The sequence below is a fragment of the Bradyrhizobium sp. 956_D2_N1_4 genome, from assembly GCF_052076025.1.
In the GTDB taxonomy this organism is placed as follows: Bacteria; Pseudomonadota; Alphaproteobacteria; order Rhizobiales; family Xanthobacteraceae; genus Bradyrhizobium; species Bradyrhizobium barranii.
In genome coordinates, this window is record NZ_CP197237.1 from 5,618,875 (window position 1) to 5,631,541 (window position 12,667).

10 protein-coding genes are annotated in these 12,667 nt (G+C 63.8%); 9 read left to right on the plus strand and 1 reads right to left on the minus strand.

What is annotated here, in order from left to right; translation table 11 throughout:
- Positions 1-134: 134 nt before the first annotated feature.
- From AB7535_RS26610 to AB7535_RS26650, 9 genes are all read left to right on the plus strand, one after another.
- Complete coding sequence (locus tag AB7535_RS26610; protein ID WP_135214159.1) at positions 135-1,235, plus strand: NAD(P)/FAD-dependent oxidoreductase; 1,101 nt, start codon at positions 135-137, stop codon at positions 1,233-1,235.
- Between the two features lie 299 nt (positions 1,236-1,534).
- On the plus strand, positions 1,535-2,749 hold the full coding sequence (locus AB7535_RS26615; RefSeq protein ID WP_354077042.1) for an ABC transporter substrate-binding protein: 1,215 nt from the start codon (positions 1,535-1,537) through the stop codon (positions 2,747-2,749).
- Between the two features lie 102 nt (positions 2,750-2,851).
- Positions 2,852-3,727 (plus strand): branched-chain amino acid ABC transporter permease, encoded by an 876-nt coding sequence (locus AB7535_RS26620; protein WP_135214157.1) that lies wholly within the window; start codon positions 2,852-2,854, stop codon positions 3,725-3,727.
- Position 3,728: 1 nt separating this feature from the next.
- A complete protein-coding gene (locus AB7535_RS26625; RefSeq protein WP_014493139.1) occupies positions 3,729-4,655 on the plus strand; it encodes a branched-chain amino acid ABC transporter permease in 927 nt (308 codons plus the stop codon).
- A complete protein-coding gene (locus AB7535_RS26630; protein ID WP_014493138.1) occupies positions 4,655-6,133 on the plus strand; it encodes an ATP-binding cassette domain-containing protein in 1,479 nt (492 codons plus the stop codon). The genes AB7535_RS26625 and AB7535_RS26630 overlap by 1 nt, the downstream gene beginning before the upstream one ends.
- A 40-nt stretch (positions 6,134-6,173) precedes the next feature.
- On the plus strand, positions 6,174-7,409 hold the full coding sequence (locus tag AB7535_RS26635) for an ABC transporter substrate-binding protein (RefSeq protein ID WP_135214156.1): 1,236 nt from the start codon (positions 6,174-6,176) through the stop codon (positions 7,407-7,409).
- Positions 7,410-7,596: 187 nt separating this feature from the next.
- The gene (locus AB7535_RS26640) at positions 7,597-8,646 is read left to right on the plus strand and encodes a methyltransferase (RefSeq protein ID WP_135214155.1); all 1,050 of its coding nucleotides are present in this window, start codon (positions 7,597-7,599) and stop codon (positions 8,644-8,646) included.
- A gap of 161 nt (positions 8,647-8,807) precedes the next feature.
- Positions 8,808-10,118 carry an ABC transporter substrate-binding protein gene (locus tag AB7535_RS26645; protein WP_135214154.1) on the plus strand — a complete coding sequence of 437 codons (1,311 nt, stop codon included), beginning with the start codon at positions 8,808-8,810 and terminating at the stop codon, positions 10,116-10,118.
- Between the two features lie 94 nt (positions 10,119-10,212).
- Positions 10,213-11,172, plus strand: a complete 960-nt coding sequence (locus AB7535_RS26650; RefSeq protein WP_166348444.1) for an IS5 family transposase — start codon at positions 10,213-10,215, stop codon at positions 11,170-11,172.
- Between the two features lie 277 nt (positions 11,173-11,449).
- On the opposite strand, the gene AB7535_RS26655 is transcribed toward AB7535_RS26650, so the two are convergent.
- Positions 11,450-12,619 (minus strand): Gfo/Idh/MocA family protein, encoded by a 1,170-nt coding sequence (locus AB7535_RS26655; protein WP_439037172.1) that lies wholly within the window; start codon positions 12,617-12,619, stop codon positions 11,450-11,452.
- Positions 12,620-12,667: the final 48 nt, after the last annotated feature.

The following is a 12,667-nucleotide window of genomic DNA, read 5'->3' on the forward strand; positions in this document are numbered from 1 at the left end:
TGATCGTTGAGTGACGACATTCGATATACGACAGAATTGCACCTCTAGCGGCGAAGCGGCAATCTTGGCCTGAATGATCGTGCCGAACAGGCGATGTTGCGCACATCAGCGCAGCACTATCCAAGGAACAAGCCATGCGCGTTGTGATCTGCGGCGGCGGCGTGATCGGGGCCTGCACCGCTTATTTTCTGCGTCGCCGCGGCACCGAGGTCATCGTGGTCGAACGGACCGAGGTCGCGGCCGCCGCCTCCGGCAAGGCCGGCGGCTTTCTGGCGCGTGACTGGTGCACCGGCTCGCCGCTCGACGCACTCGCGCGGCGGAGTTTTGCGCTTCATGCGCAGCTGGCGCAGGAGATCGCGGGCGATTGGGGCTATCGCCCGATGACCGCGTATAGCGGCTTTGTTGCGTCCGGCGGCGATCCGCGCCGGAATGCACCATCCGCGCTCGGCTGGCTCGCCAACGGCGTCGTCATCGCGCAGCGCATCGGTACGACTGAGACGACTGCGATCGTTCATCCCCGCAAATTTACGTCGGCCGTGATGAACGCGGCAGTCGCGCAAGGCGCCGAGCTTCGCCTCGGCCGCATCACGGGCATCGTGCGCGATGCGAATGGCACGACCGCGAAGGGTGTCGAGGTCGAAGGCGGCCTCGTTGAGGCGGACGCTGTCGTGATCGCGATGGGACCATGGTCGCTGCTCGCCGCGCAATGGATGCGCCTGCCCGCTGTCTATGGCCAGCGCAGCCCGAGCATCGTGTACGACATCGGCCCCAACGTGCCGGCCGATGCGTTGTTCCTTGAGTATGACGAGGACGGCAGCGCCGTGTCGATCGAAGTGTTTCCGCGCGCCGACGGCAGCACGCATATCACCGCACTCTCGGACATCGCGCCGCTGCCGCTCGATCCGGCAGCCGTGACGCCGGACGTCGATGCGATCGCGCGCCTGCAAATCATGTGCGAACGGCTGTCGCCACTGTTTCGTCCAGAAAAGATCAGCGCGCAGCAGGCCTGCTTCCGACCGGTGACTGAGGACGGCCTGCCGCTGATCGGCAAGGTGCCGCAGAGCGAAGGCCTCTATGTTGCGACCGGGCACAATGTCTGGGGCATCCTCAATGCGCCCGCCACCGGCGAAGCGCTGGCGCAGCTGATCGCCAAGGATGTGACGCGTGTAGACTTGTCGCCATTCGATCCGGCCCGATTGAGGCCGCTCGATCCATCACTGCTGCAAGCGCGCTGAACCGGCATCGCTGCTCGTCTTGTAGACCGGATGGAGCCAGGCTACCGCCCACTCCAAGGCTTCGACGCTCACGCATGCCCGCCGACAGAATCTGCATGCCTGCGCGCGTCAGGAGTGTCTCGCACCTATCCTGCCCGCAATTTGCGCAGCGCTAGACTTTAGTCCCCTTCTCACAATCCTGAACGCGGTTTCACTTGCCGAGACCTCCCTCGCCGTTATAGTTGCGACATAATGGCTCACAAGAGGCCTGTTCAAAGGGAGAGAACAACATGAAAAAACGACTCTCTGTTGCATTGCGAATGGCGCTCGGTGCGGCCACGACAGGCGCGATGATGGCAGCGTCAGGCGCGGCACTTGCAGCCGATCCCCTCAAGATCGGCGTGATCGCGGAAGCGCAGGCGATCGCCGGCGCCTCCATTCCACAGGCGGCGCAGCTTGCCGCCGACGAGATCAACGCCAATGGCGGCGTCGACGGCCGCAAGATCGAGATCATCTCCTACGACAATCACTCCTCGTCGGCGGATTCAGTGCGTGCGTTCCAGCGCGCGGTGAACGAGGACAAGGTCAACGCGATCATCGCCAGCTATATCAGCGAGGTCGTGCTGGCGCTGGAGCCCTGGGCCTCTCGGCTGAAGACGCCGTTCGTCACGCCGGGTGCCGCCTCCAATGAGATCAGCAAGAGCGTCCACGCGGATTACGAGAAGAACAAATACACCTTCCACGGCTATCTGACTTCAGCGGCGCTGGCGCTCTCGGTCTGCGACGGCGCCAAGGACCTGCTCGTCGACAGGATGCACATGAAGACCGCGGTCATCATGAGCGAGGACGCCGCCTGGACCAAGCCGCTCGACGTCGGTTACGAGGAGTGCCTGCCCAAGATCGGGCTGAAGGTGCTCGACCACATCCGCTTCTCGCCCGATACGACCGACTTCACGCCGATCTTCAACAAGATCGAGGGCTCCAAGCCCGATGTGATCATCACCGGCATCTCCCATGTGGGCGTGCAGCCGACGGTGCAGTGGAAGAACCAGCAGGTGCCGATCCCGATGTTCGGCATCTCCTCGCAGGCAACCAACGAGACCTTCGGCAAGGACACCAACCAGGCGGCGGAAGGCGTGCTCTATCAGGGCGTCTCCGGGCCCGGTGTGGCGGTGACGCCGAAATCGGTGCCGTTCGCGGAGAACTTCAAGAAGAAGTTCGGCAATTATCCCTCCTATGCCGGCTACACCGCCTATGACGAGGTCTACTACATCGCCGACGCGGTGAAGCGCGCCGGCTCGACCGACGCCGACAAGCTCGTCTCCGCGCTGGAGAAGACCGACTGGGAAGGCACGATCGGCCGCGTCCAGTTCTACGGCAAGGACGATCCGTTCACCCACTCGATCAAATATGGCAAGGGCCTGATCACCGGGCTGATGCTGCAATGGCAGGACGGCAAGCAGAGCGCGGTCTGGCCCAAGGACGTCGCCAAGGTCGACGTCAAGTTCCCGAGCTTCATCAAGCTCAGCAACTAGCAGGACATGCTCCCGGGACCACCTCCCGGGAGCTTCCACATGCGGCTCTCCGCAGCACCTTTCCTCAAAGCGGCAGCTCGGCTGCCACCCGGCCAATCATAGATGCGAGCTTTCCAGATATTGATCGATGGCTTTGCCATCAGCGCTCTCTACGCTCTCGGTGCCACCGGCTTCACCCTGATCTTCGGCGTCTCCGGCGTGCTCAACCTCTCCCACGGTGCCATCATGGTGGCCGCAGCGGTGGCGGCCTGGGCCGCTGCCAGCATCCTCAACGTCGGCACGTATGCCGGTGCGCTGATCGGGGTCGCCGTCGCTCTCCTCACCGCCTTCGCGACCTATTTCGCCGTAGTGAAGCCCATTCAGGACTCCCGGCGCATTCCCAATGAGGAGAAGGAGATCTTCGTCCTCACCGGAACGCTGCTCTGGGGCATCATGATCCAGGAGCTGATCGCCTATTTCTTCACCAACAACGCCAAGACCGTACTGCCGATCGTCGAGGGCGTGGTCGAGATCCTCGGCGTCCGCACGCCGAAGAACGAGGTCTTCACCGCCATCGTGTGCTGCCTCGTCATCGCGCTGCTGTGGCTGCTCGTGAACCGCACCCGCACCGGCAAGGCGGTGCTGGCGGCGTCGATGAACCCGCGCGGCGTCACCCTGCTCGGGCTCGAGCTCACCAACATCTACGTCGTTGTGTGGGCGATCTACGGCATCCTCGCCGGCATCGCCGGCGTGCTGCTCGGCATGTTCCTGGGGGTCAGCTCCTATAGCGTCGGACCGCTGACGGCGAGTGCGTTCTCGATCGTGGTGCTCGGCGGTCTCGGCAGCGTCTCCGGCTCGCTGATCGCGGCCTTCGTGGTCGGCTATCTCGAGACGCTGACGGCCTACCTGGTCTCGCCGGCCTACCGCACCATTCCGGCGCTGCTGCTGCTCGTGTTCGTGATGTATATCCGGCCCCAGGGCCTTCTGGGGAGGCGCTGAGATGTCCACCTTCTTCACCTCCCGCCTGTTCTTCATCTCGGTCGCGCTCGTCATCATCGCGGCGACGCTGCCGCTCTACGTCTCCGGCTACGTGCTCGGCCTGCTCACCGTCGCGTTCTATTTCGGCGTGTTCGCGATGGCCTGGGACCTGCTGTTCGGTTTCGCGGGCGAGGTCAATTTCGGACCCACCTTCCTGATCGGCGTCGGCGCCTACACCGCCGGCATTTTGAATGCCCAGTTCGGCTGGTCGGTCTATCTCTGCATCGTGCTGGGGGCGCTCGCGTCCGTCATCGCGGGCCTCGTGCTGGCGCTGCCGGCTTTGCGCGTGCGCGGGCCGTATTTCGGCCTGACCACGCTGGTCGCGGTCCTGATGTTGCAGAATTTCATCGTGGTGTTTGCCGATCTCACCGGCGGCGAGATCGGCCTGACCATCCCCGACGTCATCACCATCAACGCCGGCGCCAATTACTGGATCGCACTCGGCTTCATGACGATCTCGGCAGCGATCCTCTACGGCCTGTCGCAATCGCCGATTGGCCTCGTGCTCCAGGCCAGCGGCCAGGATCCGGTGCAGGCCGGCGCGCTCGGCTTCAACATCGTCAAGCACAAGCTTGCTGCCTTCATCGTCAGCGCGTTCTTCTCTGGTTTGTCCGGAGCGCTGCTGGTGTTCTATTTCGGCACCGCCTCGGTCGGCACCGTCGTCGACGTCGCGGTCGGTGTGAACGTGATCGTCTCGGCCGTGCTCGGCGGCCGGCGCACCGTGCTTGGCGCGGCACTCGGCGCGATCTTCCTGATCGTCGCCGGCGAATTCCTAAGGCCGACCGGCGAGCTCGCGACCTTCATCGTCTCGGCGGTCGCGCTGCTCGTCGTGCTGTTCTTCCCCGGCGGCTTCCTCGGAGCGGCCCTCTCGCGTGAGGCGCGCTCGTGATGGATATGATCGCAAACCGGCCCGTGCTCGACGTCCGCGGCCTGACAAAACGCTTTGGCGGATTGACGGCGGTGAAGAACCTCGGCTTCGAGGTGAACGCCGGCGAGATCTTCGGCCTGATCGGGCCGAACGGCTCCGGCAAGTCGACCGCGATGAAGAGCGTGATGGGCATCGAACGCCCGACATCGGGCGAAGTCATCTTCGAGGGCGAGAACGTCGCCGGCCTGCCCGCGCACAAGATCGCGCGCAAAGGCTTTGGCATGGTGTTCCAGCACTCGCGGCCGCTGAACCGGCAGACGGTGCTGGAGAACATCATGGTCGCGCTGCTGCCGGACAGCCTGTTCATGCTGTTCCCGGACAAGGCGCTGGTCGAGCGCGCCAAATGGATCGCCGACCGCGTTGGGTTGGGCAGCGTGATGAACCGCCGCCCGCCGACGCTGCCTTTCGCCGATTTGCGTCGGCTGGAGCTTGCGAAAGCGATCGCGCGTGACCCAAAGGTCGTGCTGGTGGACGAGCCCTTTGCCGGGCTGACGCGCGCGGAGGTCGACGTCTTCTCCGACCTGATCCGCAGCTTTCGCGACGAGGGCCGCGCCGTGATGCTGGTCGACCACAACGTCAAGAGCGTCGCCGCGCTGGTCGACCGCGTGCTCGCGATGTATCTCGGCGAGGAGATCGTCACGGGCAAGGCCGACGACGTCATGAAGAACGAGACGGTGCGCCGGGTCTATCTCGGCGGCGCCATCGAGACCCATGCGCGGCCCGAGACCAGCTTCAAGGACAAGGTGCCGCTGCTCCAGGTCGAGAATGTCAGCGTGTTCTACGGCAAGGCGCAGGCGCTGGAGAACGTCTCGATCCACGTCCACGAGGGCGAGTTCGTCTCCGTCGTCGGCCTCAACGGCGCAGGCAAGACTACGCTGTTCAACACCATCTCCGGTTTCCTGCCCTACAGCGGCGAGATCGTGCGCGGCGGCGACAGACTGCGCGGCACGAGCCCGGCGAAGATCGCGCGCAGCGGCCTCGTGCAATGCCCGGAATCGCGCGAGCTGTTCGGCGAGATGAGCGTGCGCGAAAACCTCGATCTCGGCGGCCAGCATCTCTCCGACGACAAGCGCGCCGCGCAGCTCGCCTGGCTGTTCGAGCTGTTCCCGATCCTGAAGGAGCGCCAGGGCCAGATGGCACAAACGCTCTCCGGCGGCGAGCAGCAGATGCTCGCGATCGGCCGCGCGTTGATGATGCAGCCGCAGATCCTGATCCTGGACGAGCCGACGCTGGGCCTCGCTCCCGTCATCCTCGAGCAATTGTCCAAGGCGCTGACGAAGCTGCGGCAGACCACCGCGATCACGGTGCTGCTCGGCGAGCAGAACGTCACCTTCGCGCTGCCGCATGCCGACCGCGTCTATGTGCTGGAGCACGCCCGCATCGTCTGGGAGGGCGATCCCGGCCGCTTCGCGAGCGAAGCCGGCGCCGATTTTCTTTAAGTCCGTCAACATCAATAAAAACATAGAAAGGGAAACGACCATGCGACCTTCAATCGTCGGCAGCAGCCTCCTCACCTCCGCACTGGCGCTGTGCCTTGCCGCACCCGCCTATGCGCAGTCGAACGATCCGATCAAGATCGGCGTCATCGCCGAAGTGCAGTCGATCGCGGGCGCTGCGACCCCGGGCGGCGCGCAGATCGCTGCCGACGAGATCAACGCCAAGGGCGGCATTCTCGGCCGCAAGGTCGAGATCGTCACCTATGACAACAAGAGCTCGTCGGCCGACTCGGTGCGCGCCTTCCAGCGCGCGGTGAGCGAGGACAAGGTCTCCGCCGTGATCGCGAGCTATATCTCCGAAGTCGTTCTCGCGCTCGAGCCCTGGGCGGCGCGACTGAAGATGCCGCTGATCACACCCGGCGCCGCCTCTAACGAGATCACCAAGGCGATCCACAACGACTACGAGAAGAACAAGTACACCTTCCACGGCTATCTGACTTCGGCCGCGCAAGCCCAGCTCGTCTGCGACGCCGCCAAGGATCTTCTGGTCGACAAGCTCAAGTTCAAGACCGTCGCGATCATGAGCGAGGACGCGGCCTGGACCAAGCCGCTCGACGTCGGCTACGAGGCCTGCCTGCCCAAGGCGGGCCTGAAGGTCGTGGAGCATGTGCGCTTCTCGCCCGATACCACCGACTTCACGCCGATCTTCAACAACATCGAGGGTAAGAAGCCTGACGTGATCGTCACCGGCATCTCGCATGTCGGCGTGCAGCCGACGGTGCAGTGGAAGAACCAGCAGGTGCCGATCCCGATGTTCGGCATCAGCGCGCAGGCGCTGAGCCCGACCTTCTGGAAGGACACCAATGGCGCCGCCGACGGCGTGCCGTCGCTGGCAGTGGCGACGCCCGACGTCGCCGTGACATCCAAGACGAAGCCGTTCGCGGCCGCGTTCAAGGCCAAGTTCGGCACGCCGCCGGCCTATACCGGCTACACCGCCTATGACGAGGTCTACTTCATCACCGAAGCGATCAAGCGCGCCGGCTCGACCGATCCCGACAAGATGGTCGCCGAACTGGAGAAGACCGACTACGAGGGCACGATCGGCCGCATCCAGTTCTACGGCAAGGACGACGAGTTCACCCACGGCATCAAGTCCGGTCCCACGACCGTGTCCGGCCTCGTCTTCCAGTGGCAGGACAGCAAGCAGGTCGTGGTCTGGCCCGAGAAGATCGCGGAAGGCAAGCTGAAGTTTCCCGCCTTCGTGAAGCTGTCGCAGTAACCGGCTCGTCCCGGCATCAGGCCCACCGCTCGTTCGCGAGCGGTGGGCTTTTCTTTGTTCTTCAAGAATCTTTGTCCTTCAGGAAACATGCTGCGCCGCGGGCGGCCCGTAGCGACCTTGGGTCACGTTGACGTTTTGCCGCAACCTCCGCCATGTACCCCGCCGGTGATGAAGCGGAGCATCTCAGATGGACGCAGGCATCTCTCCCGGACAATCTCCCGCACCTCAAGATTTCGCCCAGATATTCAGGCTGATCGGTGGGTACCGCATTTCGCAGGCCCTACGCGTTGCCGTCGAGCTTGGCATTCCGGATCACCTGGCGGCAGGCCCGCGCCATTGCGACGATCTGGCGACAACGACCGGAAGCCATGCTCCGACGCTTTACCGGCTGCTTCGCTTCCTGGCCGGTGCCGGCCTGCTCGACGAGACGTCTCCGAAGCAGTTTGCGCTGACACCTCTTGGGTCTACCCTCCGCGCCGATATCCCGGCTTCGATCTGTCCGGTGGTGCGGCTATGGCTCAGCGAGTCGCACTGGCAATCCTGGAGCCATCTTCTGCACTCCGTACAGACCGGCCAGCATGCCTTCGATCACGCACACGGGACGGGGGTCTTCGACTATTTGCGCGAGGACGCCGAGCTCTCCGCGATTTTCAACGCGACGATGACAACCAGCTCCGCCCGGTTGGCCACCGCGCTTCTCAAGCACTACGATTTTCACGGGATCGGCCGCATCGTCGACATAGGCGGCGGACATGGCTTCACGCTCACAACGATTCTGGCCAACCACCCGACCATGCAAGGCGTGCTGTTCGACCTTCCCGATGTCGTAGCCGGCGCGTCTCTGGAGGCGATTGGAGGCACGAAGCGATGTGAGATCATCGGCGGGAGCTTCTTCGAAACCGTTCCGGCAGACGCAGATGCCTACATCCTGAAGCAGATCATCCATGACTGGGACGACGATCAATCGCTGGCGATCCTGCGAAATGTTCGCGCGGCAATGCCAGGACATGCTCGGGTTCTGCTGATCGAACGACGGATCGAGCCAGATCATCGCGACGCCATGCGCGTGCTCCATATCGACATGGAGATGCTGGTCAATGTCTCCGGCATGGAGCGCACCGACGCCGAATATCGATCCCTGCTGGAGCAGGCCGGATTCCGATTGGCGAGGGTGGTGCCGTTGCTCGACGGCGCGGGCTTTGCGGTATTCGAGGCCATGCGCTCCGACACGAACTGAGGTCGGGCAGATCGCTCGATGCGGCTCGCCTTCGCAGTTGCGTTCTGCGCCAGCACCCGTCTATCGACCTTTCGCCATGTTGACTTTCCGCCTCCCCGCTCCCCATAATTCGCAAAAAAATAACAAGACCAATCAACAGACGGGTTTTGAGGGAGGATAGGATGCCGACTTCACGCAGGCAGCTGCTGAAGAGCACTGCGGCTGCCGCCGCTGCACTCAGCCTCGATTGGACCCGGGCCCAGGCGCAAGCCGAGAATTTGCGCATCGGCCTGATCTACGACCTCACCGGCCCGTTCGCGGCGGGCGGCTCGGTCGCCTCGTCAATCGGCGCGCAGATCGCGATCGATCTCGTCAACGAAAAAGGCGGTGTCGGCGGCAAGACCAAGATTGCTCCGGTCGCCGCGGATTCCCAGAGCAAACCCGACGTTGCGATCAACGAGGCCGAACGCCTGATCAGTCAGGAGAAGATCGACATCATCAACGGCGTCTATGCGAGCTCGCATGCGGTGCCGCTCGCGGCCAAGGTCGAGCAGCAGAAGAAGATCCTCTGGATCACGACCGCGGTCTCGACCGCCGTGTTCAAGGACAAGAATCTGCAATACGTGTTTCGCGCGCAGATCCATTCCGACCAGTATGGCCAGGCCTTCGCGAGCTTCCTCGCCGAGCATGCGCAAGGCAAGCTCGGTATGGATCCGAAGGACGTCAAGGTCGCGCTGATCCACGAGGACGGCCCGTATGGCGTCGGCGTCGCGGCGGCCGACGAGGCCTACGCCAAGCAGGCCGGCATCCAGGTGGTGCTGCGCGAGGGCTACTCCGCCTCGGCGCCCGACCTCTCGGTGCTCGTTACGAAAATCAAGCGCGCCAAGGCCGACGTGATCTCGCATGCCGGTTACAACCCCGACATCACCCTGTTCCTGCGCCAGGCGCGCGAGAGCGGATTGCGCTTCAAGATGCTGTTCGGCGCCGGCGCCGGCTACAGCCAGCTCGACAAGCTGCGCGCCACCTTCGGCGCCGACATCGACAATTTCTGCAACATCGATCCGGTCCCCGCGCAATTGCTCGATCCCGCAAAGCTCGCGCCGGGCATCGGCGATCTGACCAACGCCATGGTCACGCGCTACAAGGCCAAGACCGGCGCGACCGAAGTGCCGCCACACTGCTCGATGGGCTTCAATCAGACCTGGTTGCTGCTCAATAACGTGCTGCCGGTCGCCAAGGAGAAATACGGCAGCTTCGATCCCGAGGCCATCCGCAAGGCCGCGCTCGACGTCGACATTCCCGCCGGCGGCACCATCCAGGGCTACGGCGTGAAATTCTTCCCGCCGGGAACGCCGCTGTCCGGCCAGAACGAACGCTCGACGCCGGTCGTGATGCAGAACGCCGGCGAGCGCATCTCGGTGGTGTGGCCGACCAACATCCGCACGCAGGACCCGGTGTTTCCGCTGCCGAAGGGTTCGACCTACGGGGCGTGAGGTGATGCGGACGGTCTCTTCCCCTCTCCCCTTGTGGGCCTGTTGCGTAATTCGTCAATTGTGATTCCCTAGGGCAAAGCCTTGGAGGGTAGCGATGGCGGTCAAGCGGACGGGACAGCCGAGCTTTGTGGAAGCGCTGATGCCGAAGGGGGCCGGCGCCAATGCGGCGCTGGATCGGCTGGCGGGCCTGGTCAAGTGGTACCGGTTCGAGAAGCTGATCGGCCATTTGCGGGATGAAGGGAGCCCCGGTCGACCAGGCTATCCGGTGCTGGTGCTGTTTCGTGCTGTGCTGTTGCAGTCGCTGTATGGTCTTTCGGAGCGCGAACTCGAGGAAGCGCTGGGCGACCGGTTGTCGTTCAAGCGCTTCGTCGGTTTGAGCCTCGAGGATGCGACGCCCGACCATACGGTCCTGAACCGCTTTCGGAACCAGCTTGTCGAACAAGGCCTGCTGGAGAAGCTGTTTGGTGAGCTGGATCGTCAGCTTGAAAATGCCGGCGTCATCCTCAAGCGCGGCACGATGCTGGATGCGACCTTGATCCAGGCGGTGTCGGCTCCTCCGAAGGAGGATCGCCCCTCAAACGATCCCGACGCCCGCTTCACCAAGCGGCAAGGCAAGAGCGGCACGACGTTCGGTTACAAGGCCCATGTCGGTGTCGACGAAGGATCCGGCTTGATCCGCACGGTACTGACCACACCGGCCAACATCAACGACACGACACCGGCGGACGCTTTGATCCGCGGCGATGAAGCTGCGGTGTGGGCCGATGCGGCTTACGACACCCATGCCCGACGGGCCCGGCTGAAGGCGGAGGGCAAGAAACCCCGCATTGCTCGTCGGCCCAACCGGCATCACCCGGAGTTGCCGCCGAGGCTCAAACGCTACAACCTCCTCATCGCGCGCCGCCGAGCCCAGGTCGAGACCACCTTCGCTACTCTCAAACGCCGCATGCGGCTGACCTGCATCCGCTACGTCGGTCTGATCAAGGCGACCGGGCAAGTTCTGCTCGCCTCAATCGCCTTCAACATGAGGCGGTGGGCCACGATCGCCGCGTGAGCTGCCCGCTGAGGGCAACAACTACAGATCTTCGCAGGCATTGCCAGGACCAAGGCCTTCTCTCCTGACGTCTTCAGCCTCAAAAGCCGATAACGCAACAGGCCCCTTGTGGGAGAGGGTGGCTCGCCGCGTAGCGGCGAGGCGGGTGAGGGGTTATCTCCGCAAGCAAATCTCTTACGTTCGAACTCGCGGAGAGAGACCCCTCATCCGGCGCTTCGCGCCACCTTCTCCTACAAGGGGAGAAGGGATAGCAGCGTGCCTGCGGTCTCTTCAGCGCCTACAAGATCACCCGCCGTCCCTCCTCCGCGGCCCAGTAGCCCGCGTAGTTCACCTTGATCGTCTCATACGCCAGTGCGAGGTCCGACAGCGGCTGCCGTCCGCTCGCGGCGCATTCCATGAAGTCCTGGATCTCCTGCAAGTACCCGCGCGTCCACTCCTCCTCGAGGCAGACATATTGCCAGCCGGTTTTGCGGTCGACCTTCTCGGTGATGTAAACGCTGGCGAGCTTCTCCTCGCTGGTCTGGTAGCTCATCAGATGCGTGTTCGGGGTGATGTTGGCGAACAGCGAACCGCCGGAGGTGTAGGTTTCGATCAGATTGCGCACGCCGCCCATGATCATGTCGCCGGAAAACACGGTCGCCTTGGTGCCGTCGGAGAAGGTCGCCGTCAGCGTGCCCCAATCTTCGACATCGACCGGATTGGCCTTGATGTAAGTGCGCTCCTCGGGCTTCAGGACTGCCGTGACGTTGCCGACGTCGCCGGTGACGCTGGCGACGCGGATGGTTTCGCCGCGCGCTTTGGCCTCCACCTGCTTGAGATAAAGCACGGCCGAGAGCGGATGGCAGCCCATGCGGATCAGCGAGCCGCCGCCGGTCATCGCCCATTGCGCGGCATGCGCGGCGTGCGAGCCGGAATGGCTCTCCTCACCCTTCATGAACAGGATCTTGTCCTTCGTCGCCCTGATGATCTCCGCGGTCTTGGTCACCGCGGGCGCGTAGACCCAACCCTCCGCATACATGAAGAGTTTTCCGGTGCGCTCGATCGCGGCGCGGGTCGCGTCCATCTCCTCCAGCACCCGCTCATACATCAGCGCCTTCGGCACATGCTTGCCGATCGGCTGCGCGTCGCCTGCCCGGCCGAAATAGCCGGCGAACGGCTTTTCGCAGATCACGTGCTTGCCGGCCTGCATGCTGGCGACAATCATGTCGGCATGGAGATTGGGCGGGGCGCAGATGTCGATGACATCGAGCTCGCGGTCCGCGATCAGTTCGGCGAAGCTGCGATAGACCCGCGGAATGCCATGGCGGCCGGCGAATTCAACGACATGATCGCCGCGCGCCGCGACCGCCGCGACCTCGACATCCACACCGTAGACGCGGCGGAACGCATACATGTGCAGCTCCGACACGAAGCCGCAGCCGACAAGCCCCACCCGAATCCTGGCCATAGCGACCCCCTTAGCCTTGCGTTGGGCGGCACTATAGCGCGACGGCCA